Source organism: Streptomyces sp. NPDC037126 (genome assembly GCF_055605965.1).
On the sequence record NZ_JBVJTD010000006.1, the window covers coordinates 284,967 to 309,090 of the forward strand.

Here is a 24,124-nt window from a genome sequence, read left to right on the forward strand (position 1 = left end):
CGGGGCGGCCGCCGTCCGTCATCCCTCCTCTCCGGGCTCCTGGTGCGGCGTGCCGTTCATGGCCTGTCTGAGCCGCGCGAGCTGCAGATAGATCGTGCGGCGGGCACGGTTCTGGTTGCCCAGCGGGCGGTGTTCGGGCACGGCGTGCCAAGGATTGAAGGACAGCCGGTCGGCACGGGTGAACTGGTCCGCCGGATCGCATTCCTGCCGGAGCAGGCGCAGGGTTGCCACCGGTACGAAGGGCGAGAGGCGTTCGGGCCACACCACGGAAGCGTTCTCGACCGGCATTCGATGGGCGTCGGACTGCACCTGGACGAGAAAGTCGAAGCAGACGTCGCGTTCCCGCAGTGTGGCGGCGAGGGCCTGCTGCAGGTAGTCGTCGGGCGGGTGCCAGGGCACCCGGCTGCGGGTCCCGTCGCGGGGCACGAAGGAGTACTGCATGGCCTGGCCCGCCCCGAGGAGGTACGGTGCGCAGCTCCAGTAGCGGGCCTCCAGCGGGCTGGACTGGGTCTTCGCGTACAGCCCCTGCATGATCATGTCGCAGAGGTGCGGATGACGGGGGTCGAGGAAGTAAAGGACCGGAGTACCGGCGAAAACGTGCTGTTGGAGCCTGAGGTTCTCGACGACATCGGGCGTGGTGAAGGTCGGCGCGCTGATGCCGGTGAAGTCCTGGGTCCACCGCTCGTCGTCGAGCAGCTTCTCGCCGCCGACGCCGAGGAGTTTGACGCCGATGCTGAGGATCCCGTTGTCCTTGATGTCGGGCGGCGCGAGGGGGCCGGGACCCGCGAAGCGGACCCAGGCGCGGTAGGTGGTGGGGGTTCGGAACACGCCGTGCCGCAGCCGTGCGGGCAGGCCGTCCCGGATGGTGAAGTCCGCGTGGACGACCCCGTAGGTCTTGGTGTTGCCGGCTCGTTGGGCCTCCCCTGACCGGTACTGGCGCCGGACGAAGCGGGCCATCTGCCGTGCGATGGCCTCGGCGAGTGCCGCCTCGCCCGGCACCGCACGCTCTTCGGCGAGCCCCAGGTGCTCGTCGCGGCGGCGTACGTTGATGCACCACTGCACGGCGGCCCGGATGGGACGCAGTAGGGTTCGGTCGAACAGCGGTCGCACGTAGGGGTCGATGCGCCGCTCCAGCAGGACGCCTCCCAGGACCGCGTCGCTGAGTCGCTGCCCGGCACTCACTGCCGCTCACCTTCCGGTACGGCCGTGCAGAGGTAGTGCAGCGCCTTCAGGCCCGGGAGGAAGAAGTAGGCGCCGCCCTGAACGGTGACGAACTGGGGAAGACCGACGCGGCGGGTACGCAAGGGCCTGCCCTGCTCGGTGAACGTCGAACGGCGCTCCCGGCGCCCCGCGACGATCGGGTCGGGGCCGTCGTGGAGCCCGTTGAAGTTCGGGTTGTCGAGCCAGGTGTGCTGGATGAACTCGAACTGACGGGAGATGTTGGCGTTCAGCCCGAGAAAGTGCAGCCCGCGTGCGTCCAGGTCGTCCCCCGTGCCTTCAGGACCGTAGGGCCGGCCGCGGCGCAGCAGCCGGTGGCGGCGTCCGACGGCGACCGAATCGGCGGAGCCGGGGCGGGGATCGAGGGAGTCACGAGGGTTGGCCCGGCGGATGTGGGCCCCGAGCGGACAGCGTAGACCCTCCGGATCCGTGGCGTGGTAGCCGAAGCCGTTGTCCGTCGCCAGGGCGGGGTCCTCGTGCTCGGGCGACCGGACCAGAGGAGCGCCGCCGGGCCAGCGTCCCAGCATGCGCGCGGCGAGCGCCTCCTGTGCGGCGGGGTCGCTGCTGCCGTCGGGGCGCCGTGTCTCCGCGTCGAGGTAGTCCCGGAAGGCCTCGACGTTCTGGCGGAGCTGCCGGAACACCAGGTAGCTGCCGTTGCGTCCGAAGTCCGCACCGCCCTCGGGCGCGCGGGGCAGGACGCCGAGGGGGTCGTCGGCGAGCGGTAGCAGCGGGCGCTCGGTCAGCAGCCCGTACTCGTTGGGATAGCCGAGGACGAACTCCCCGGCCCTGACCACTTGCTCACCGTCCGTGTCCATGTCGCGGCCCGCCGTGGCCTTGGGCAGCCCCTCGACGAGGGGCTGGGAAATGCCGTCGCGGAAGCCGAAGGGCTCACGGCCGATCAGCTCGACGGTGCCGAGCCGTACGGTCTCGGTGAACGCGCCGGGGGCCAGGACATCTCGCCGCGTCTCGGTCTCCAGCAGCTCCAGCCGCCGCCCGTCGCGCGCGTAGAGCATCACCAGGACGTGCACGGGCGGACAGGCCGGGCCACCCCACTGCCAGGAACGGGGGGCGTTCTCCTCGACGTCCCCGAGGAAGCGACTGCGATCGGGGTCGGTCATGCCTACGACGAACTCGTAAGGAAATCCGTCCAGTTCGAGTGTTTCCAGTCCCAGGCGGCGCAGGCCGTCCGAGGTGAGGGCCACGTTGACCGCGGTCTCCGAGGGTTCGGCGAGGCCGTTCGTCACGCGGGGCGCCAGGCGCCCCAGCGCGGCACGGGCGGTGGCGGCCTGCCCGGCGGCGAGCACCAGGAAGCAGGCCGACGTCAGGGTGCGGTAGCCACGGGTGACCAGGCCCTGGATGTCGTCGAGTTCCAGCGGCATCGTCATGGTGTCACCCTTCCTTCGCAGCTCTTCAGAACAGGGCGAGCCAGGCCTCCGTCTCGGCGGGACCGAGGTGCCCGAAGAGGCCTGCCCGGATGCGGGCGGCGATCTCGAGGTCGTGTGCGGTCGACGTGTCGTACGCGGAGTACCAGACCTGCGTCGGCACCTGGTGGCACCGCAGGTAGTTCTTGAAGGCCTGCTCGTCCCTGGCACCGTCCAGCACGAGCCAGCGCGCCCGCGGATAGCCGAGGCCGTTGCTGAAGACGGCGTTGAGTCCCCAGGCCACCTTGTCGATGAAGTCGTCCATGTAGCTTTCGAGGCTGCCGTCATAGTTGCTCGCGAAGATCACCCGCCGTTTCCCGTCGACGAACAGCCAACGCGCGAAGTGGATCGTCTTGACCCCGGCGAGGTTGCCCCGGTTGAAGACGTGGCGGACGCCGTAGTCCACGACGAACAGGACGGCAGTGAGGGTGATCCGACGGAACGGACCGGTCTTGATGGAGCCGACGGCGGTGAACGGGTTCTGCGCCACGAAATCCTCGTAGCCCGCGAGTTCGCCTATGTGGTCGTGGCTCGGACGGGCATGTTCGGGCACATCGCGGCGTTCGTGCAGCCTGAGCAGGACGGCCCAGACCGGCAGGGCGATCACGAGAAGCGGCAGCAGCACCAGGCCGGCCAGCGGAACCACGACCAGGTGGGTGGCCCTGCGGATCCGCCATCCGAGCGGGGGCGGCGCGGGCCCAGTGCGAGCCCAGGCCAGGTCATCGCGACCGCCGACGTATTCCTGGATGGCGGCCCTGATCTCCACCGGGGTCCTGCCGGCCAGCGCCGGTCCGTTCCGGTCGAGGAATTCCTCGATCACCTCGCGCAGCACGGCCTCCTGCTCGATCTGCTGCCGTCCCCTCCCGACGGTGTTGACGTAAGAGGCGGCGCACGGCGCCAGGTGGGAACGCAGCCAGCCGATCCGCGCCGCATCCGAGGAGCCGCCTGCCGGATATCCGGCGCAGTGCCCGAACACCCGGTCCAGGCCGTCGCTCGCCTCGCGGACGAGATCGGTGAGGTGCGCTTCCACGGTCCCGTCCACCTCACCCATGTACACGATGCTGGGCGGCATGCCCGCTGTGGGGCCGCCGGGTCCCTCGGGAACGAGGACGACACGTGCGAAGTGAATGCCCGGTACTTCGGCAAAGGGGAACAACTCCCCGGCCGTGCCCTTCCGGCCGGCCTCGTGCAGCAGTTCCCGCACCTCGGCGACTCGATCCGGCGGCAGGGCGGCCTGGACGGTGACCGCCGTCTGGTACGGCATCTTCGAGCACCTCCGCCACTGCCTGGGCCTTCAGGTCGGCTCATCTCGGAATGTCAGGATGAAATCCAGGACTTTGCGCCGCCCCCAGTAGACGTTGCCGAGGTAGACCCCCTGCCCGACGCTGCGGATCTCGTCGCGGATCCAGTGGGCCACGAATGAGGTGTGCGTGTAGTCGAGGACGATGCACGCGCCTTCGTCCGACCAGCTCGAGTCCCGGTAGACTCGCGCCCGCACCGCCCGGATCCCGAACGGCGTGACGAGATTGCGCAGTTCACGGCCACCGGGCTCGAAGACCTTGCCCTGCCACGCGAGGCGGCGCGCCAGCACGGCTGCCACGGCGTTCGTCTTCGGGTTGAGTCCCAGGAGTACCGTCCCCAGGCCCTTTCCCCGGGGAATCTCCCCGGGCGGGGAGGCACGGAACAACCGGTCGAGCTCGGGCCGCGACATGCCCAGCAGCCGGTCGGCGCCGATGTCGGTGGCGTGGCTCATCGTGCACCTCCATGGGCCCACTGCCGTGGGCACGTGTTTCCGTGCACTGTCGCTACGGCCATCCTATTTCGGCTCGTCCGTCCTCGGCATCCCGACAGAGCGGCGATTCGACAGCCGCACGTCGCACGCGCACGATGGGTGTGAGGGGCAGGCCCGCTAAAGATGACTGAATCGCGAACTATGCCATCAGCCATACGCGGGGAAAGGCCCTCGGCCAATAGGAAGCCGGGCGACATCGATCTTCATGTAGAGGTGCAAACGAACCAACGAGGCCGTTGTTTCGGGAACTCGAAGACTTTGGACTCGTTCGTCCACTCGCTCGGTGCCTGCGGGTGGCGGCGTCAGCGCTTTTTGGAGTTTTGAGAAACCGGTGATTGCTCAGTGATTCAAGGGAGCAGCACCGGGACAGGAGCTCCCTGGGCCGGCCGCTCCGTACACGCCCGGTTCCGCTGCCCGGTCGAAGCGGCGTCGCCGCAGTCGAGTGCTGGCGAATCTTCCGCCATGCCCGCTGCGGCCCCAACCGGCCCGCGTCAGCATGCGGAATGACCTGCATCGCGCCACGGGAGCAGTTCTTCCGGTGGCCGTCGGCCACGATCGGTCCGCGGTTGCCGCCTCGGGGACGAACCACCGGACGGGGGCGTCGTAGTCCTTGGCGGCCTCGCTTCGGCCCTGCTGCGTGGAGGTGACGTCGACCAAGGCGCTCACGTATCTCGCCAGTTCGCGGCGGCGGCACAGGCCACGTGATCCACTGAGGGACGTCGTGCGGGTGCTGCTGGTGCAGCCATGTGAAACCTCAGGTCAGCCCAGCTTGCGGAACAGCCCCTCCTGCACCACGGACACGATCAGTTGCCCTTCGAGGTTGTAGATGCGGCCCCTTGCGAGGCCGCGGCCTCCCACCGCGATCGGCGACTCCTGGTCGTAGAGGAACCACTCGTCGGCGCGGAACGGCCGGTGGAACCACATGGCGTGGTCCAGCGAGGCCATGTCGAAGTTCCGCGTGCCCCACAGGGATTCGACGGGGATGCGCACCGCGTCCAGGAGGGTCATGTCACTGGCGTAGGTCAGCGCGCACGTGTGGACCAGCGGGTCGTCGCCCAGCGGTCCCACCGCGCGCATCCACACGGCGCTGCGCGGTTCGGCGCCCCGTATCTCCTCGGCGTTCCAGCGCAGCCGGTCGACATAGCGGATGTCGAACGGCTGACGGCGCGCCATCCGCTCCAACTGCTCCGGCAGTGCGCCCAGATGCTTGCGGATCTCCTCGGTCACCGTCGGCAGCGAATCGGGGTGCGGCAGCTCGCGGGACGGCGGCAGCTGGTGCTCGAACGGTCCTTCCTCAGGCTTGTGAAAGGAGGCGGTCAGATTGAAGATCGTGCGGCCCTGCTGCACCGCGGTCACCCGGCGCGTCGTGAACGAGCGCCCGTCGCGGACCCGCTCCACCTGGTACACGATCGGCACGCCCGGGCGGCCCGGGCGCAGGAAGTACGCGTGCAGCGAGTGCACCGGGCGGTCGCCGTCCGTGGTGCGGCCGGCCGCGACCATGGCCTGGCCGGCCACCTGGCCGCCGAAGACCCGCTGCAGGGACTCGTCCGGGCTTCTGCCACGGAAGATGTTGACCTCGATCTGCTCCAGGTCGAGCAGGTCGACCAGTCTCTCGGCCGGGTTCGTCATCGGTGGCGGTCTCCTTGGCTCACAGCTGGCCGACATCGGTGACGCGGACGATCGCGCGGCCCTCGGCGTCCGAGGCGGCGAGGTCGATCTCCGCGCTGATGCCCCAGTCGTGGTCGCCGTTCGGGTCGTCGAAGATCTGCCGGACCCGCCAAAGACCGTTCTGCGGCTCCTCCTTGATCACCAGCAGCCTGGGGCCGCGGGCGTCGGGACCGGTGCCGAGATCCTCGTACTCGTCCCAGTACTTGTCCATCGCCTCGCCCCACGCCTCGGCGTCCCAGCCCGCCTCGGCGTCCAGCTCGCCCAGTTCCTCGACCTGGTCCAGCGCGGCCAGCTCCACGCGGCGGAACAGCGCGTTGCGGACCAGCACCCTGAAGGCGCGGGCGTTGGTCGTGACCGGCTTGACCTCGTCGGCCTTCTCCTGGGCCTCCTCGGCGGTCATCTCCTCGGGGTTCGCGAGCTGTTCCCACTCGTCCAGCAGGCTGGAGTCCACCTGGCGCACCATCTCGCCGAGCCACTCGATCAGGTCCTGCAGGTCCTCGGACTTGAGGTCGTCCGGGATGGTGTGGTCGAGGGTCTTGTAGGCGCTGGCGAGGTAGCGCAGCACGATGCCCTCGGTGCGGGCCAGCTCGTAGAAGGAGACCAGCTCGGTGAAGGACATCGCCCGTTCGTACATGTCCCGCACGACCGACTTCGGCGACAGCGGGTGGTCGCCGACCCAGGGGTGGCTCTTGCGGTACGTGTTGTACGCGTGGAAGAGCAGCTCCTCCAGCGGCTTCGGGTAGGTGACGTCCTGGAGGCGCTCCATGCGCTCCTCGTACTCGACACCGTCCGCCTTCATCGCGGCCACCGCCTCGCCGCGCGCCTTGTTCTGCTGGGCGACGAGGATCTGCCGCGGGTCGTCCAGTGTGGACTCGACGACGGAGACCATGTCGAGGGCGTAGGAAGGCGATTCGGGGTCGAGGAGTTCGAACGCGGCGAGGGCGAACGTGGACAGCGGCTGGTTGAGCGCGAAGTCCTGCTGGAGGTCGACCGTGAGGCGCACGATGCGACCCTCGGCGTCGGGCTTGTCGAGCTTCTCCACGATGCCGCCGTCGAGCAGCGAACGGTAGATCGCGATCGCCCGGCGGATGTGCCTCAGCTGCTGCTTGCGCGGCTCGTGATTGTCCTCCAGGAGGTGGCGCATCGCCTCGAAGGCGTTGCCCGGGCGGGCGATCACGGAGAGCAGCATCGTGTGCGTCACGCGGAACCGGGACGTCAGCGGCTCGGGTTCCGACTCGATCAGCTTCTGGAAGGTGTTCTCCGTCCAGGCGACAAAGCCCTCCGGCGCCTTCTTGCGCACCACCTTGCGCCGCTTCTTCGGGTCGTCGCCCGCCTTCGCCAGCGCCTTCTCGTTCTCGATGACGTGCTCGGGCGCCTGAGCGACGACGAGCCCCGCCGTGTCGAAGCCGGCCCGGCCGGCCCGTCCCGCGATCTGGTGGAACTCCCGGGCCCGCAGGGTGCGCACACGGCTGCCGTCGTACTTGGTCAGTGCCGTGAACAGCACCGTGCGGATGGGCACGTTGACGCCCACGCCGAGTGTGTCCGTACCGCAGATGACCTTGAGCAGACCGGCCTGGGCGAGCTTCTCCACCAGACGCCGGTACTTGGGCAGCATGCCCGCGTGGTGCACGCCGATGCCGTGCCGCACGTAGCGGGAGAGGTTGCGGCCGAACTTGGTGGTGAAGCGGAAGTTGCCGATCAGCTCGGCGATCTGGTCCTTCTCCTCGCGCGAGCACATGTTGATGCTCATCAGCGCCTGCGCCCGCTCCACGGCCTGCGCCTGGGTGAAGTGGACGATGTACACCGGGGCCTGCTTGCTCTCCAGCAGCTCGGTGAGCGTCTCGGTGAGCGGGGTCAGCTGGTACTCGTAGGAGAGGGGCACCGGGCGGGTCGCCGAGCGGACCACCGAGGTCGGCCGGCCGGTGCGGCGGGTGAGGTCCTTCTCGAAGAAGGACACATCGCCCAGAGTGGCCGACATCAGGATGAACTGCGCCTGGGGGAGTTCCAGCAGCGGGATCTGCCAGGCCCAGCCGCGGTCGCCCTCCGCGTAGAAGTGGAACTCGTCCATGACGACCTGGCCGACGTCCGCGTTCTTGCCGTCGCGCAGGGCGATCGACGCCAGCACCTCGGCGGTGCAGCAGATCACCGGCGCGTCGGCGTTCACGGAGGCGTCGCCGGTGAGCATGCCGACGTTCTCGGTGCCGAACAGCTTGCACAGCTCGAAGAACTTCTCCGACACCAGGGCCTTGATCGGGGCCGTGTAGAAGGTGACCTCGTCGCGGGCCAGCGCGGCGAAGTGCGCGCCCGCGGCGATCATGCTCTTGCCGGAGCCGGTGGGTGTCGAGACGATCACGTTCGCCCCGGACACGGCCTCGATCAGTGCCTCCTCCTGGTGGGGATAGAGGGTCAGACCGCGCTCCTGCGCCCACGACTCGAAGGCTTCGTACAGGGCGTCGGGGTCGGCGGTCGGCGGCAGCTGATCGATGAGGGTCACGCCCCCATCTTGCCTGGCCTTGTCCCCGAGAGGGGAATCGGCTGCGGATTCGAAGATCATGACCGCTACGCTGTGTCGCCGACGGCGCGTCAATGCACCGAGTCAACTGGACAGCGGCACACGAGGAATGGGGCGGGAAGCGGCCATGATGGGACCAGCACACTCACTGTCGGGGGCCGCGGCCTGGCTCGGCGTCGGGGCGGCCGCCGCCGCGGCCGGTCACCCGATGCCCTGGCCTGTGCTTCTCTGCGGCGCCCTGATCTGCGCCGGAGCCGCGCTCGCGCCCGACCTCGACCACAAGGCGGCCACCATCTCGCACGCCTTCGGGCCGATCTCCCACTGGGTCTGCGAGATCGTGGACAAGCTGTCGTACGCCGTCTACAAGGCCACCAGGAAGCAGGGCGACTCGCGCCGCTCCGGCGGCCATCGCACGCTGACGCACACCTGGCTGTGGGCGGTCCTGATCGGCGCCGGCTCCTCGGCGGTGGCGATCACGGGCGGTCGCTGGGCGGTGCTGGCGATCCTGTTCGTGCACATGGTGCTGGCGATCGAGGGCCTGCTCTGGCGGGCGGCCCGCGGCTCCAGCAGCGACGTGCTCGTCTGGCTGCTGGCGGCGGCCAGCGCCTGGATCCTCGCGGGAGTGCTCGACAAGCCGGGCAACGGCTCGCACTGGCTGTTCACCGAGCCCGGGCAGCAGTACCTCTGGCTGGGGCTGCCGATCGTGCTGGGCGCGCTGGTGCACGACATCGGGGACGCGCTGACCGTGTCGGGCTGCCCGATCCTGTGGCCGATCCCGCTGGGCCGCAAGCGCTGGTACCCGATCGGGCCGCCGAAGATGATGCGGTTCCGCGCGGGCAGCTGGGTCGAGCTGAAGGTGCTGATGCCCGTCTTCATGCTGCTCGGGGGAGTGGGCTGCGCGGCGGCCCTCAACGTGATCTGAGGCGTACCCCGGGTTCAGCCGGCGTCGCCCGCGTCCGGCCCGCCGTACCGGCGTTCGAAGCGCGCGATGCGGCCTTCGGTGTCGACCGTGCGGGCCTTGCCCGTGTAGAAGGGGTGGCTCTCCGAGGAGATCTCCACGTCGATCACCGGGTAGGCCTGGCCGTCGTCCCAGTCGATGGTCTGCTCGCTCTGCGCGGTGGACCGGGTGAGGAACGCGTAGCCGGCGGCGCGGTCGCGGAAGACCACGGGGTGGTAGTCGGGGTGCTTGTCCTGCTGCATGGCGGCTCCTCGTACGGGGCGGTCGGGCAAGGCGGAGGCCGGTCGGCAGGGGCGCCCGGGTCAGCCGGACAGGGAGTCCTCGTCGACGATGTGCATCGCGGCCTCCTCGGCGGAGGCGGCGGCACCGTCGATGCCGACGTCGGTGGCGACGAGAGCGGCCTCCTCGTCCTCGTGCGCCCCCTCGTCGGGGGCCACCAGCCGGCCGGAGCGGAAGTGGCCCACCTCGTTGTCGAGGAGTTCCCCGTCGGTGCTGTCGCAGTCACCGATGCCGTCTCCGTCGGCCATCTCCGGGTCGGGCGTCTCCTCCGCGAGCCGCTGGTCGAGGGTCTCGCCCGCCTGCCGCTCGGCCGCCGTCACACCGTCGTGCTCCACCGCCCACGGGCGCTCCGGAGGGGACCAGCCACGGTCGAGGGGGTCGTCGACGCCGTCGAAGTCCAGAGTGTCCTCGGTGTCGAGCACTCCCGAGTCCTCCCGGATCTCAGAGGAATCGGGCTGGTAGACGTCGTCCCCCCAGCTGTCGGCGCTGTCCACGACTACCTCCAGGTGGTGAGGCCGGCCGAATACCGCCTGATGGGGCGGCGGGCCATCGGCACGCGCGGCACAGATGTCGCCCGGCGCGAACCGAGTGGTTCACGGGCGAACCCCGAGCCTGTGCCGTTTTCCAGACTTCCACCCCTGCTCGCCACCGCGCAACGGCACGTGCCCCGGCAGGGGCTCACACCCTTGCAACGGTGCCCGGCGGAGCCGTCCGGACACCGGCACGCCAAGGGCCGGCCGCCGTGGACCTTCGATCGCCAAGGCCCCGGCCCCGGCACCGCGCACCCCGGTCCCGGCCTCGGCCTCCGCACCGGGACCGCGCCCTCTGGCCCCGGCCCCCGCACCGGGGCCACCCTCTCCGGCCAAGGCCCCTACAAGGGGGCCGTGCTCGCCCACCCCGGCCCGCGTCTCAGGACAGCGCTCCCGGGAACCACGGCCATGCCTCCGGCCGACCGGGCGGTCGCGGAGACGCCGATGGGGCTTCCCGCCCTGGCCGGGGCCTCAAGCGCAGGGCACGGCACCACTACTCACGGTGGCCGCTGCTTCGCCACCGGCGCGGGCCGTCCCGCCGTGATCACCGCCGCCGGTGCCGGCCCGGTCGGCGGTGACCGTTCCGGCCACTCAGCCGTGCCACGACCGCCAGAGCGCCGCGTACGCCCCGTCGGCCGCCACCAGGTCGTCGTGGCTGCCCAGCTCGCTGATGCGGCCCTGCTCCACGACGGCGATCACGTCGGCGTCGTGGGCGGTGTGCAGACGGTGGGCGATGGCGACGACCGTGCGGCCGTCGAGGACGCGGGCCAGGGAACGTTCCAGGTGGCGGGCCGCGCGCGGGTCGAGGAGCGAGGTCGCCTCGTCCAGGACCAGCGTGTGCGGGTCGGCCAGCACCAGCCGTGCCAGCGCGATCTGCTGGGCCTGCGCCGGGGTCAGCGCCAGCCCGCCGGACCCGACCTCGGTGTCCAGTCCGTCGTCCAGTGCCCGCGCCCAGTCGTCCGCGTCGACGGCGCCCAGGGCCGCCCACAGCTCCGCGTCCGTGGCGCCGGTCCGGGCCAGCAGCAGGTTGTCCCGCAGCGAGCCGACGAAGACGTGGTGCTCCTGGTTGACGAGGGCGACGTGCGAGCGGACGCGTTCGGCCGGCATCCGCGACAGTTCCGCCCCGCCCAGGGTGATCCGGCCGTCCCGGGGCGCGTAGATCCCGGCGAGCAGCCTGCCCAGCGTGGACTTGCCCGCGCCCGAGGGGCCCACCAGGGCGAGCCGGGTGCCGGGCGCGACCTGCAGGGACACCTTGCGCAGCACGTCGACGCCCTCGCGGTAGCCGAAGTGCACCCGGTCGGCGTGCACGTCCCGTCCTTCCGGGGCCAGCGCGGTGTCCCCGGCGTCCGGTTCGATGTCCCGCACACCGACGAGGCGGGCGAGCGACACCTGGGCCACCTGCACCTCGTCGTACCAGCGCAGGATCAGGTTCACCGGGTCGACCAGCATCTGGGCGACGAGCGCCCCGGTGGTCAGCTGGCCCACCCCGATCCAGCCCCGCAGCACGAACACCCCGCCGACCATCAGGACCGAGCCCAGGACGATGACGTGGACGGCGTTGATGACCGGGAACAGCACGGACCGCAGCCAGAGGGTGTAGCGCTCCCAGGCCGTCCACTCCTTGATCCGGCGCTCCGACAGGGCGACCCGGCGGGCGCCCAGGCGATGTGCCTCGACGGTGTGGCCGGCGTCCACGGTCTCGGCGAGCGCGGCGGCGACGGCGGCGTATCCGGCGGACTCGGAGCGGTATCCGGCGGGTGCCCGCCTGAAGTACCAGCGGCAGCCGGCCACCAGTACCGGCACGGCGAGCAGGACGGCCGCCGCGAGCGGCGGGGCCGTGACGACCAGCCCGCCGAGCAGCAGCAGGGCCCAGACGAAACCGATCGCCAGTTGCGGCACGGCCTCGCGCATGGCGTTGCCCAGGCGGTCGATGTCGGTGGTGATGCGGGAGAGCAGATCGCCGGTGCCCGCCCGTTCCAGCACGCCCGGAGGCAGGCCGACCGACCGGACGAGGAAGTCCTCGCGCAGGTCGGCCAGCATCCGCTCGCCGAGGACGGCACCGCGCAGCCGCACCTGCCGGACGAACACGGTCTGCACGGCGAGGGCGAGCAGGAAGAAGCCGCCGATCAGGCCCAGGTGCAGTTCGCGCCCCCCGTCCGAGACCCGCTGGACCAGGCCGCCGAGCAGATAGGGGCCCACCATGGAGGCGATCACGGCCACCGTGTTCACGGCGATCAGCAGCAGGAAGGCCCGGCGGTGCCGGCGGAACAGCTCGGCGACGTAGGCGCGCACGGTGGTGGCTGCGCCGACGGGCAGGGTGGTGGCGGTCGTCGGGGCCGCCGGGTCGTACGCCGGTGGCGCAACGCCGATCATGCGCTCTCCTCGATCTCTTCCAGCTCCTGGAGGGTGCCCAGCAGGGCACCCTCGTCGGCCGCGGTCAGTTCGTCATCGGTCTCCCGTGTCACCACGGCCCGGTACCGGGGGTCGGCGTCGACCAGCTCCCGGTGCACGCCGGTCGCCACGGCTTCGCCCTCATGGACCAGGACGACCCGGTCCGCGTGGTCGAGCAGCAGCGGCGACGAGGTGAACACCACCGTCGTGCGTCCCGAGCGCAACCGGCGCAGTCCGTCCGCGATCCGTGCCTCGGTGTGCGAGTCGACCGCCGAGGTCGGCTCGTCCAGCACCAGCACCTCGGGGTCGGTGATCAGGGACCGGGCGAGCGCGAGCCGCTGCCGCTGGCCGCCGGAGAGGGACCGGCCGCGCTCGGTGATCCGGGCGTCCATGGGGTCGGCGGCGTCCAGGGAACCCTGGACGAGCGCGTCCAGGACGTCGTCGCACTGTGCGGCCGCGAGCGCGTCGGTCGCACGTACGGCACCGGAGGCGGGCACGTCGAGCAGCTCGCGCAGGGTGCCCGACAGCAGTACCGGGTCCTTGTCCTGGACGAGGACGGCGGTGCGGGCGCTGTCCAGGGGGAGTTCGTCCAGGGGGACCCCGCCGAGCAGCACCGAACGGTCCGGGTCCGCCGGATGGCCGCCGAGCCGCTCCGCGAGCCGCCCGGCCGCGTCGGGGTCGCCGCACACCACGGCGGTGAGCCGACCGGCCGGAGCGAGCAGTCCGGTGGCCGGGTCGCACAGATCGCCGGACGGCGCCTCGGCGTCGCGGCTGCCCGCGGTCGCCGTGGACCGTTGCAGAGACAGCACCCGCGCGGCCCGTTTGGCCGACGGACGGGAGAAGGAGTAGGCCATCGCGATCTCTTCGAAGTGACGCAACGGGTAGTTCAGGACCATCACGGCGCTGTAGACGGTGACCAGTTCGCCCACGGTGATCCGGCCCTGGCGGGCCAGGTGGATGCCGTGCCAGACGACCGCGATCAGCAACAGCCCGGGCAGCAGGACCTGGACGGCGGAGATGAGCGACCACATCCGGGCGCTGCGCACCGCCGCGTGCCGTACCTCCTGGGAGGCCCGGCGGTAGCGGTCCAGGAACAGTTCCTCGCCGCCGATGCCGCGGAGCACGCGCAGTCCGGCGACCGTGTCCGAGGCCAGCTCGGTGGCCCGGCCCGCCTTCTCGCGCTGCACGTCGGCGCGGCGCGTCGCGCGGGGCAGCAACGGCAGCACGGAGAGCGCCACGGCAGGCAGTCCGACGGCGACGACCCCACCGAGGGAGGGCTGGTAGACGAGGAGGCCGGCGCAGACCACGACGACCGTCAGCGCGGCGGCGGTGAACCGGGAGACCGCCTCGACGAACCAGCCGATCTTCTCGACGTCGCCGGTCGAGACGGCCACCACCTCACCGGCCGCGACCCGCCGGGTCAGCGCCGAGCCCAGCTGGGCCGCCTGGCGTGCGAGCAGCTGCTGGACCCGGGCGGCCGCGGTGATCCAGTTGGTGACCGCGGTGCGGTGCAGGAAGGTGTCGCCGACGGCGATGCCCGTGCCGCACAGCAGCATCAGAGCGCCCGTCAGGGCGAGCCGGGTGCCGGACCGGTCGACGACCGCCTGAACGGCGTAGCCCACGAAGAAGGGCAGCGCGGAGACGGAGACGAAGTGCAGCAGGCCCCAGGCCAGCGACTTCAGCTGGCCGCCCAGCTGATTGCGCCAGAGCCACCACAGGAATCGGGGGCCCGAGCGGGCGTCGGGCACGCCCGGGTCGGAATACGGAAGGTCTTGGATCTGCATGACGTCCCAGTGGCTCGTGTCAGAGAGGGGAGCGGCAGCCGGCGGCAGCTACCGATAACAAGCCGTGAAAGGTTCGCGTCGCAGAGTGGTGAATTTCAAACGGTTTTTCCGGCGTTCCGGCGCCGTCCCCGACTTCCGGCCATGGGCCGGGCGCCCGGCCGCAGGTCTTCCGGTCGCGGCCTCTCGTCCTGGCGTGCTCGATGAGCCGCACCCTGTTGCCGTCCGGCATCCCGGTCATCCGACACGGCGGTTGCCGGGAAGATCACATGATTGTCTGGTATGCGATGCCACCATGTCCGGGTGCAGATCCACAGTGCGCGGAGCCCGCTACACGCGGCGGCGGCCGTCGGGACTCCTGCCGCCTGCCTCCTCGCAGGTGGCGTGGCGGCCCCCGCATGCCGGCCGTCCCTCCGTACGGCGCCGTCGACCCCTGGGGCGAGGACAAGGGCGACGGCGTCCGGTGGCCGACGGACTGCGGGAAGGGAAAGCGGCGGCGCGGCCTCAGCGTCCCGCCGGGCGGTCCGTCTGCGCCGCCGGCGGCCCTGCCGCGGCGGTCGCCTGGATCACGTCCACGTCGCTCGCCCGGACGTAGGCGAGGCGGTGGCCGAACTGGATCTCGTAGTACGTCTCCTGACCCTTGACCACCGGGGCGGGCGCGTCGGCGAAGGTGGACCTGGCGACGTAGGAACTGTCGAGGCTGGCCTCGGTCACGTACCGCTGCCCCGCCCGCAGGTGGTAGGGGAGCGGCGCCTCGGTCTCCTCCTCCATGCCCTCCGGGTAGGCCTCCTCCTCCGGAAGGGCACGTCCGAACACCGGGATGTCGTCCAGGCCTTGCTTCGGCGTCACCATCTTGCCCGACGCACCGACGGCGGTCGGGTGCTGCTTCGGGTTCTTGAACCATGCCTTGTGGCCCTGGAACCAGATCGCCGTCCAGTCGCCGCTGCGTCCGGCGACGGCGAAGGTCTGCCCGGCCGAGACGCGCGAGCCGAGGTCGTTGACGTCCTCGGTGGACGGCTCGCCGTCCGGCTTGCGGCCCGGGTCCTGGATGAGCGGCGCCTTCTGGTCCGGCCGGGTGTAGACGCGGACGGCGCTGGAGCCGTGCTTGGGGCAGGGCACACCGTCGGCGGAGCAGCCCGTGAACCGGGGTGTGTGGGTCGCGTAGTCCGGGAGGATGGTCACCATGTCGCTGTCCGGCCCGGCCGTGGCCTTCAGCGGCGCACCGAGCAGGTCGAAGTAGTGCCGCCAGTCCCAGAAGGGACCGGGGTCGTCGTGCATGTCGGGGATCGAGTCGGCGGTCGGCGAGGGCACGTTGTCGTGACCGAAGATGTGCTGCCGGTCGAGCGGGACGTCGTACTTCTTGGCCAGGTAGCGCACCAGACGTGCCGACGTCCGGTACATCTCCTCCGTGTACCAGGTGCCGGGCTGCCTGAGGAATCCCTCGTGCTCGACGCCGATCGAACGTGCGTTCACGAACTGGTTGCCCGAGTGCCAGGCCTCGTCCTTGGTCTTGATGTGCTGGGTGACATGGCCGTCACTGGAGCGGATCGAGTAGTGCCACGACGCCTCCGTCGGATCCTGCACCGTCTGGAACATGCTCTTCAGCGACGCCTCGGTGTCGTGGATGACGATGTACTCGATCTTCTGGTCCCTGGGCCGGTCGGCGAGGTCGTGGTTGCCGTAGTCGCCCTCGTCGTCGATCTGTACGTACGGCGCGGCCAGCCAGTCGCAGGCCAGCTCGGCGGGGCACTCGGCGTTCTTCGACCGTCGTGTCGTCTGCGGGCGGGTGGTGCGGGGGCGCACGCCGGGGGTGGCCGGGAGGGAGACCTCCTGCCCCTCGGCGGTGGTGCGGTGCACGCCCTTCTGGATCACCGAGAAGACGTCGTTCGCGTACGTCGCCGCCGAGTCGACGTCGGTGGTGCCGGGGAAACGTTTCACCGCCTCCCACCAGTCGGCGGGGTTGTCGCTGAGGGGCTTGCCCAGCTGCCGTTGGGTCGCCGCCAGGAGCGCCGCGCCGCCGCGAACGTTGGCGGCGGCGTCCGTCTGCAGGACGGCTGCCGGGGCGTCGGTCAGGCGGGCGGCCCGCTGCAGGTCCGCCGGCCGCACGGCGCGGGCGGCGGGCGCGCCGGCCTCGGCCGCGCCGGGCGCGCCCGCCGCCTTGCCGCGCTGCCGGTCCTTGCTGCCGCGCTGCTCCTCCGGCCCCGCGAGGGGCGGCAGGGCCTGGATCCGGCTCGTGTCCAGCAGGTGCATCGGCCCGTAGCCGCCCGCGACGCTGGGGGAGCCCGGGTGGGAGTCCCAGCGCGACTGCACGTAGGACACGCCCATGAGCACGCTGCGCGGCACGTGGTACTCACGCGCGGCGTCCGCGAAGGCGTTCTGCAGGTTCTGCTCCGGCGCGTCGTCGTCGGACATCGTGGTGAGCAGCAGCGGCGCCAGCAGCGCCGCGGATCCGATCACGCACGCCGTCCGGCGGCACACGCGTACGCCGTTGGGGACACGTGGGGCGGTGGGTCTTTTCATGGCACGGGTCTCCAAACATGCTCATCGCAGCCAGGACAAAGGAGTTGCCCCTGACAACCACCCCTCGTACGTTTCCGTGCCCGGCGTGTCCCGTCGCGCCAAGGGTCACCGGGGTGGACCAGCGACCCGGCACAGGCCACCCGGTCGGCGGCAGTGGCCGTGCTCCGACGGACCGTCAGCGCGGGCGCCGGGAACGGCCCGGCGACGCGCGCTCAGTCCTCGACCGGATCGACCTGCCAGTCGGGGTGGCCCGGCATCGGCGGGGTGTGCGGCCCGTAGAGCCACGCGGTCAGAAAAGGCCTCAGATCCTCGCCCGCCACCTGGGACGCGAGCGCGATGAAGTCCTGGGTGCCGGCGGCGCGGCCCCGGTACTTCGTCACCCAGGAGCGCTCGATCCTCTCGAACGTCGGCTCGCCGACCTTCTCCCGCAGGGCGAACAGCACCAGTGCCGAGCCGTCGTACCGCATCACCTTGAACAGCGTGGACGCGGTCGGCTCGGTGGGTGCACCGTCGTCGTGCCGCCACTGGTCGTGCTGCTCGTAGGCCGCGCGCATCGCGTCCTCGAGGCTGACGCCACCGTGCGTGTCGGAGTACAGCCGCTCGTAGAAGCGGGCGTGACCCTCACTCAGCCACAAGTCGGACCAGCGCCGGATGGCGACACTGTCACCCGTCCAATGGTGGGTCAGCTCGTGCACGAGATTGCGCTCGGCGTCGACCTGGTCGCCCATCAGGTCGTCCTTGGGCAGGACGGACAGCGACTGGGTCTCCAGCGCCACCGGCAGCTCGGTGTCCCCGACCAGCACGCCGTAGCGGCGGAACGGGTACGGGCCGAGTCGCTGTTCCAGCCAGGCCAGATGTTCCGGGGTGAGTGAGCGGTACGCCCGGGTGTCCGCGACCAGTCCGTCCGGGACCACGTCACGGACGGGCAGCCCGCGAGGACCGCTGCTGTCGACGAAGTCGAACCTACCGATCGCCAGCTGCACCAGCTGCGCCGCGATCGGCTCCTCGGAGTCGTACGTCCACCGGACGCGCCCGTCGGGCCGGCGGACACTGCCGACGAGGCGGCCGTTGGCCACCGCGCTGACGCCCGCGGGGGTGGTGATGTGGAAGGTGACCGGCGCCCGCAGGCTCGGGTGGTCGTCCGCAGGGAAGATCATTTTGGCGCCGTCGGGCTGCGCGCAGACCACGGTGCCGTCGGGCGTCGGCACCCAGCCGTAGTCCCTGATCGCGTCGTCGCGGTGCCGTTGCTGGGTGGGGTCGGCGGTGTAGGCGACGTGGACGGTGAACGTGCTGCCGTGCGGGACCGGGTGCGCGGGAGTGACGACGAGCTCGTCGCCGTCGCGTACGGCGGTGGCCGGCGCGCCGTCGACCGTGACCCCGTGCAGGCTGTTGCCCGCGAAGTCGAGGTCGAAGCGGGACAGGGGCTGCGTGGCGGTGGCGCTGATGGTGGCACCCGCCTCGAACGGCGTCCGCGGGGCGCGCCAGTCGAAGTCGAGGGTGTAACGGCGGACCGTGTAGCCGCCGTTGCCCGAGAGCGGCATCAGCGGGTCGCCGATGCCGGGAGCGCCGGGGAACGGGGCCGGGCCCGGCGCGGCGGCACGGCCGGGTGGGGCGGCCGGACCGGGAGCGGGCGAGCCGTGGCCCCCGCGCGGGAGCACGTCGGTGAGGACGGCGGCTCCGGTGAGGGCGACGGCACCGGCGAGAGCGAGGGCCGCACGGCGGGGGCGCCCCTTCGCCGGCTCGCGGCGCGGGTGCCCCGCCGGGCTGCCTGCGGGCATGATCTTCATGACCGCACTATGCCAGCATGATCCGTTTATCACACTAAATGTCCATGTGATGCAGCCATGTGACGGGGACTCGTCCCGGCGTGTCCGTGGGACGACCATCGGCCGGTCCCGCTCCATTGCGGACGGCGGTCGACTCCCCGTAGAACACCGGCATGAGATTTCGGATGGTCATGTCCATGCTTGCCGGAGTGATCCTCTTGGCGGGCAGCCTCCTGGGTGCCGGGGCCTCGACCGCCCGGGCCGACGGCGTCCCCGTCGAGTTCGGCACCGACTGGCACGACCCGGTGACGGCGGCCCCGCCCGTCGCCCGGCCGCACACCAGGTCCTGCCAGGTCACCCTCGCCGAGACCCAGTTCCGCGACTTCACCCCCTACCGGGGCAGGTACACCCCGCCCGAGGGCTGCGGCGACCGCTGGAGCAAGGTCGTCCTGCGCCTCGACGGCAAGGTGAAGGGCCGTCAGTACGACCGGCTCGGCTACCTGCACCTCGGCGGCGTCGAGATCCTGCGCACCTCCACCCCGGAGCCCTCGCCCGACGGCATCGAATGGCACGTCGAGAAGGACGTCACCCGCTACACCGACACCTTCCGCAACCCTCAGGAAGTCGAGATGCTCATCGGCAACGTGGTCGACGGCACCTACACCGGCGTCATCGACGTGCACGTCACCCTCACCTTCTACGCGGGCCGCCCGGCCGAGCGGACCCCCGACCGCGTCCTCACCCTCGCCGACAGCCCCGACGGCACGACGCTCACCACTCCGCGCAACAGCGAACGGATCGTCGCCGAGGTCTACGCGACCGGGTCGGGCGGCGGCTGCGAGGAGTTCTGGTACCTGACGGTCGCGGACCCGGCGTCCTACTCCTGCAAGGCCGACCACGGTCCCTACCGCGAGGTGCAGATCAAGGTCGACGGCCGGCTCGCGGGCATCGCCGCGCCGTACCCCAACGTGTGGACCGGCGGCTGGTCGGACCCGTTCCTCTGGTACGTGATCCCGTCACCGCACGCCTTCGACGTCCGGCCCGTCGAGTACGACCTCACCCCCTTCGCGGGCCTGCTCGACGACGGCCGCGCGCACCGCGTCGAGGTCTCCGTCGTCGGCGTGCCGGCGGGGCAGACCGGCTGGAGCACACCGGTGAACGTGCTGGTCTGGCAGGACACGCACCGTGCTCAGCTCACCGGCGCGCTCACCGAGGACAAGGCGACCGACATCGCCAACTCCTCCACCTACACACCCGGTTCGGAGAACCGTGTGGACACCGATGCGGGGCACCGGCTCACCGTCGCCGGATACCTCGACACCTCGCACGGCCGCGTGACCACCACCGTCACCCGCACGCTCGCCAACACCTCGGTCCACCGCTGGACCGACGGCGAGAACACCGACGGACTGGACGCGACCTGGACCGACGACGCGACCGTCACCGTCGGCGGGCACGGTCCCGCGCGATCGACGCGCACGCTGCGCACCTACACCATGAACGGGGCCACCACGATCGGCTCGGACGACCGGCTGCGCACCGTGCTGACGCTCGGCGACCGTGCCTCGGTGGTCGATCTGCGGGGCGGCAGGCGCACCGCGTGGTCCCGGCTCGACGACACCTACAGCGGCGACGCCTCGTACACGCTCAATGTCCCGCGCGAACAGCGGCACGCGGTCGGCACCTCGTCCGAGCGCTACCGGCTCCACGGCTCTGACGGCTGCTACGACCACTCACTGGCCACCGCCCAGGGGGTGCTGACGGAGGACCGCTACCGCTGCTGAGCCCGGCACGCCGCTCATGGGGTGAGGTGAAGGGGGAACTGGCGACCGATTCCGGCGCCGCCGCCCGCGGAATGGCGCGGGCGGCCAACCGGTGACGGAGTCCTCCCCCGAAGCCGCCCGGCGCCCGGGCCGGTCCGTACGGCCTCCTCCCGCCCTGCGGTGGGAGGCGCTACGGCGGCGGCGCGGGGCCGTACGGCCGTCAGCAGCGCTTGGCCGTCTCCCCGTCCACCAGGGTGTCCAGCAGCACGCCGAGGACCTGCCGTTCCTTCTCCGTCAGCGGCGCGAGTATCTCCTCGGCCGCCGAGTGGCGCGCGCCGCGCAGTTCGCGCAGGGTCGCGCGCCCCTCGTCCGTCAGCTCGATCCGGGTCACGCGACGGTTCGCCGGATCCGCGGCCCGGCGCACCTTGCCGCTCGCCTCCAGCCCGTCGACCAGCGTCGTCACCGCCCGGGGCACCACTTCCAGGCGCTCGGCGAGGTCGGCCATGCGCGGCGGCGAGCCGTAGTGCGCGAGGGTGCGCAGCAGTCGGGACTGGGCGGGGGTGACGCCCAGGTCGCGCTGTTCCAGATGGCGTTTCTGGATGCGGTGCACCCGGCGGGTCAGCCGTAGCAACTGCTCGGCGAGCAGGCCCTCGGGATCGGGGGTGGTCATGCGGGAACAATATCAGGATGCAGTTCATTGTGAGTATAGGTAACAATGACCTACGATCCGTCCGTCATCGTCGGCCGACCCCGGCCGGCGCCCGCTCACCTCCGTAGGAGCCCATGCATCCCGACCGTGAACCCTCCTGGTCCCCGCCGCCCGACGCCAAGGACCAGCCGCGGCAGGTACGCCGCATCCTGAAGCTCTTCCGTCCTTACCGCGGACGGCTCGCGATCGTCGGCCTGCTGGTCGGCGCCTCCTCGCTGGTCTCGGTGGCCACGCCGTTCCTGCTGAGGGAGACCCTCGACGTCGCGATCCCCCGCGGCCGTACCGGCCTGCTGAGCCTGCTCGCGCTCGGCATGATCCTCAGCGCGGTCCTCTCCAGCGTCTTCGGCGTGCTGCAGACGCTGATCTCGACCACCGTCGGCCAGCGCGTCATGCACGACCTGCGCACGGCCGTCTACGGCCGCCTGCAGCGCATGTCGCTCGCCTTCTTCACCCGCACCCGCACCGGCGAGGTGCAGTCCCGCATCGCCAACGACATCGGCGGCATGCAGGCCACCGTCACCTCCACCGCCACCTCTCTGGTCTCCAACGCCACCAGTGTGATCGCCACGATCGTCGCGATGATCGCCCTGGACTGGCGGCTCACGATCGTCTCGCTCCTCCTGCTGCCGGCCTTCGTGTGGATCAGCCGCCGGGTGGGCAACGAACGCAAGAAGATCACCACCCAGCGGCAGAAGCAGATGGCCGCGATGGCCGCCACCGTCACCGAGTCGCTCTCGGTCAGCGGCATCCTGCTGGGCCGCACGATGGGCCGCTCCGACTCGCTCACCGCCTCCTTCGCGGAGGAGTCCGAGCGCCTGGTCGATCTCGAGGTGAAGTCGAACATGGCCGGCCGCTGGCGCATGGCCGTGATCACGATCGTCATGGCCGCGATGCCCGCGGTCATCTACTGGACGGCGGGCATGGCCCTGCGCCTCGGCGGCCCCCAGGTCTCGCTCGGCACCATCGTCGCCTTCGTCTCGCTGCAGCAGGGCCTGTTCCGCCCGGCCGTGAGCCTGCTCGCGACCGGCGTCCAGATCCAGACCTCCCTCGCCCTCTTCCAGCGCATCTTCGAGTACCTGGACCTGCCGATCGACATCACCGAGCGCGAACGGCCGGTGCACCTCGACCAGGTCAAGGGCGAGGTCCGCTTCGAAGAGGTCGAGTTCCGCTACGACGGCAAGGGCGGCCCCGTCCTCGACGGCATCGACGTCACGGTTCCCGCCGGCGGCAGCCTGGCGGTCGTCGGCCCCACCGGCGCCGGCAAGTCCACGCTCGGCTACCTGGTGCCCCGGCTCTACGACGTCACCGGCGGCCGCGTCACCATCGACGGCGTCGACGTGCGCGACCTCGACTTCGACACCCTCGCGCGTGCGGTCGGCGTCGTCTCGCAGGAGACGTACCTCTTCCACGCCTCCGTCGCCGACAACCTGCGCTTCGCCAGACCCGACGCCACCGACGCGGAACTGCACGCGGCGGCCCGGGCCGCGCAGATCCACGACCACATATCCGCGCTGCCCGACGGCTACGACACGGTCGTCGGCGAACGCGGCCACCGCTTCTCCGGCGGCGAGAAGCAGCGCCTCGCCATAGCCCGCACCATCCTGCGCGACCCGCCGGTCCTCATCCTCGACGAGGCCACCAGTGCGCTCGACAACCGCACCGAGGCCGCCGTCCAGGACGCCATCGACGCCCTGTCGGCCGACCGGACGACGATCACCATCGCCCACCGCCTGTCCACCATCCGTGGCGCCGACCAGATCGTCGTACTGGACTCCGGGCACGTAGCCGAGCGCGGTACCCATGAGGAACTGCTCGAGCGGGACGGTCGGTACGCGGCGCTGGTGCGCCGGGACGCGCAACTGGAACCGACAAACTGAATATATGCCGGGTTTGTGACGATATGCGTATTACCGTGCCCGCATGCAGAAGTACACTCCGCCACGGAGCACGTTCCGACTGACGCGCCGGGGCAGACTCGCCCTCGTCGTGGCCGGCGCCGTCGTGGCCGCCACCGCCGTGGCGGTGCCGCTGCTGAAGCCGCACGACCGCCACCAGGAGGCGCAACCACCCGTCACCCTGGTCGTCCCCGAGGGCTGGCGCGCGAGCCAGGTCTACGACGCGATCGACAAGGCCCTCGAAGTCCCCTCAGGCACCACCCGCAAGTCCCTCGGCAAGGCCGGCCTGAAGCTGCCCAACGACGCGGGCGGCAACCCCGAGGGCTACCTCTTCCCGGCGACGTACCCGCTGCAGCCGGGCGCGACCCCGGAGTCCGTGCTGCGCTACATGGTGGACACCGCCAACCAGAAGTTCGACGGGACGCCGGTCGCGGCCGGGGCGCAGCGCAACGCGATGAACGTCTACCAGGCCGTCACCATCGCCAGCATCATCCAGGCCGAGGCCACGACGAAGGACGACATGGGCAAGGTCGCCCGGGTCATCCTCAACCGGCTGGAGCGCGGGATGCCGCTGCAGATGGACTCCACTCTCAACTACGCGCTCAACCGGTCCACCCTGCGCACCAGCCAGGACGACATCCGTATCGAGAGCCCCTACAACTCCTACCAGCGCATGGGTCTGCCACCGACGCCCATCGACAACCCCGGCGACGACGCGATGCGCGCGGCCATCAACCCGACGCCGGGCGACTGGCTGTACTTCGTGACGGTCAAGCCCGGCGACACCCGCTTCACCGCCGACTACGCCACGCACATGCGCAACGTGGCGGACTTCAACGCCCTCCACCAGGTCACGGGGCAGTCGCCGAGTCAGAGCCCGGGGCAGTCCCCGGCCTCTCCGCGGTCCACGGTCCGCTGAGC

General features: G+C 71.0%; 17 protein-coding genes and 1 pseudogene. 5 read left to right on the forward strand and 13 right to left on the reverse strand.

What is annotated here, in order from left to right; translation table 11 throughout:
* Positions 1 to 18 precede the first annotated feature (18 nt).
* The 4 genes from ACZ7FF_RS17195 to ACZ7FF_RS17210 are packed head-to-tail and all read right to left on the reverse strand — an operon-like array spanning position 19 to position 4,392.
* Positions 19 to 1,182 carry a catalase family protein gene (locus tag ACZ7FF_RS17195; RefSeq protein WP_470813017.1) on the reverse strand — a complete coding sequence of 388 codons (1,164 nt, stop codon included), beginning with the start codon at positions 1,180 to 1,182 and terminating at the stop codon, positions 19 to 21.
* A complete protein-coding gene (locus ACZ7FF_RS17200; protein WP_470813018.1) occupies positions 1,179 to 2,603 on the reverse strand; it encodes a Dyp-type peroxidase in 1,425 nt (474 codons plus the stop codon). The genes ACZ7FF_RS17195 and ACZ7FF_RS17200 overlap by 4 nt, the downstream gene beginning before the upstream one ends.
* 25 nt (positions 2,604 to 2,628) lie before the next feature.
* Entirely contained in the window at positions 2,629 to 3,903 is a 1,275-nt protein-coding gene (locus ACZ7FF_RS17205; protein ID WP_470813019.1) for a hypothetical protein, read from the reverse strand.
* Between the two features lie 30 nt (positions 3,904 to 3,933).
* A complete protein-coding gene (locus ACZ7FF_RS17210; protein ID WP_470813020.1) occupies positions 3,934 to 4,392 on the reverse strand; it encodes a hypothetical protein in 459 nt (152 codons plus the stop codon).
* A 609-nt stretch (positions 4,393 to 5,001) separates the two neighbouring features.
* On the opposite strand from ACZ7FF_RS17210, the pseudogene ACZ7FF_RS17215 reads away from it, so the two are divergent.
* Positions 5,002 to 5,130: pseudogene (locus tag ACZ7FF_RS17215) on the forward strand (transcriptional regulator); the annotation flags it as partial.
* A gap of 60 nt (positions 5,131 to 5,190) precedes the next feature.
* Here ACZ7FF_RS17215 and ACZ7FF_RS17220 read toward each other — a convergent pair.
* On the reverse strand, positions 5,191 to 6,060 hold the full coding sequence (locus ACZ7FF_RS17220) for an acyl-CoA thioesterase (RefSeq protein ID WP_470813021.1): 870 nt from the start codon (positions 6,058 to 6,060) through the stop codon (positions 5,191 to 5,193).
* Positions 6,061 to 6,079: 19 nt separating this feature from the next.
* Complete coding sequence (locus ACZ7FF_RS17225; protein ID WP_470813022.1) at positions 6,080 to 8,593, reverse strand: DEAD/DEAH box helicase; 2,514 nt, start codon at positions 8,591 to 8,593, stop codon at positions 6,080 to 6,082.
* Positions 8,594 to 8,738: 145 nt separating this feature from the next.
* Here ACZ7FF_RS17225 and ACZ7FF_RS17230 point away from each other — a divergent pair, with 145 nt between their 5' ends.
* Positions 8,739 to 9,533, forward strand: coding sequence for a metal-dependent hydrolase (locus tag ACZ7FF_RS17230; RefSeq protein WP_470813023.1), 795 nt, complete (start codon positions 8,739 to 8,741; stop codon positions 9,531 to 9,533).
* 14 nt (positions 9,534 to 9,547) lie between these two features.
* Here the strand turns inward: ACZ7FF_RS17230 and ACZ7FF_RS17235 are convergent, their stop codons facing one another.
* The 6 genes from ACZ7FF_RS17235 to ACZ7FF_RS17260 form a co-directional block, all read right to left on the reverse strand.
* Complete coding sequence (locus tag ACZ7FF_RS17235; RefSeq protein ID WP_470813024.1) at positions 9,548 to 9,811, reverse strand: type B 50S ribosomal protein L31; 264 nt, start codon at positions 9,809 to 9,811, stop codon at positions 9,548 to 9,550.
* A 60-nt stretch (positions 9,812 to 9,871) separates the two neighbouring features.
* A complete protein-coding gene (locus ACZ7FF_RS17240) occupies positions 9,872 to 10,342 on the reverse strand; it encodes a DUF5709 domain-containing protein (protein ID WP_470813025.1) in 471 nt (156 codons plus the stop codon).
* A gap of 627 nt (positions 10,343 to 10,969) precedes the next feature.
* A complete protein-coding gene (locus ACZ7FF_RS17245; protein ID WP_470813026.1) occupies positions 10,970 to 12,751 on the reverse strand; it encodes an ABC transporter ATP-binding protein in 1,782 nt (593 codons plus the stop codon).
* Positions 12,748 to 14,553: an ABC transporter ATP-binding protein gene (locus ACZ7FF_RS17250; protein ID WP_470813027.1), complete on the reverse strand. Its 1,806-nt coding sequence runs from the start codon at positions 14,551 to 14,553 to the stop codon at positions 12,748 to 12,750. The genes ACZ7FF_RS17245 and ACZ7FF_RS17250 overlap by 4 nt, the downstream gene beginning before the upstream one ends.
* 501 nt (positions 14,554 to 15,054) lie before the next feature.
* A complete protein-coding gene (locus tag ACZ7FF_RS17255) occupies positions 15,055 to 17,070 on the reverse strand; it encodes an N-acetylmuramoyl-L-alanine amidase (protein ID WP_470813028.1) in 2,016 nt (671 codons plus the stop codon).
* A gap of 212 nt (positions 17,071 to 17,282) precedes the next feature.
* On the reverse strand, positions 17,283 to 18,857 hold the full coding sequence (locus ACZ7FF_RS17260) for a M1 family metallopeptidase (RefSeq protein ID WP_470813029.1): 1,575 nt from the start codon (positions 18,855 to 18,857) through the stop codon (positions 17,283 to 17,285).
* Between the two features lie 152 nt (positions 18,858 to 19,009).
* Here ACZ7FF_RS17260 and ACZ7FF_RS17265 point away from each other — a divergent pair, with 152 nt between their 5' ends.
* On the forward strand, positions 19,010 to 20,620 hold the full coding sequence (locus ACZ7FF_RS17265) for a peptide-N4-asparagine amidase (protein ID WP_470813030.1): 1,611 nt from the start codon (positions 19,010 to 19,012) through the stop codon (positions 20,618 to 20,620).
* Positions 20,621 to 20,819: 199 nt separating this feature from the next.
* Here the strand turns inward: ACZ7FF_RS17265 and ACZ7FF_RS17270 are convergent, their stop codons facing one another.
* The gene (locus ACZ7FF_RS17270; RefSeq protein WP_470813031.1) at positions 20,820 to 21,269 is read right to left on the reverse strand and encodes a MarR family winged helix-turn-helix transcriptional regulator; all 450 of its coding nucleotides are present in this window, start codon (positions 21,267 to 21,269) and stop codon (positions 20,820 to 20,822) included.
* Between the two features lie 113 nt (positions 21,270 to 21,382).
* Between ACZ7FF_RS17270 and ACZ7FF_RS17275 the strand changes: the two genes are divergently transcribed.
* Together ACZ7FF_RS17275 and mltG are read left to right on the forward strand one after the other, a co-directional pair.
* On the forward strand, positions 21,383 to 23,185 hold the full coding sequence (locus ACZ7FF_RS17275; protein ID WP_470813032.1) for an ABC transporter ATP-binding protein: 1,803 nt from the start codon (positions 21,383 to 21,385) through the stop codon (positions 23,183 to 23,185).
* 43 nt (positions 23,186 to 23,228) lie between these two features.
* Positions 23,229 to 24,122 (forward strand): endolytic transglycosylase MltG, encoded by an 894-nt coding sequence (mltG, locus tag ACZ7FF_RS17280; RefSeq protein WP_470813033.1) that lies wholly within the window; start codon positions 23,229 to 23,231, stop codon positions 24,120 to 24,122.
* Positions 24,123 to 24,124: the final 2 nt, after the last annotated feature.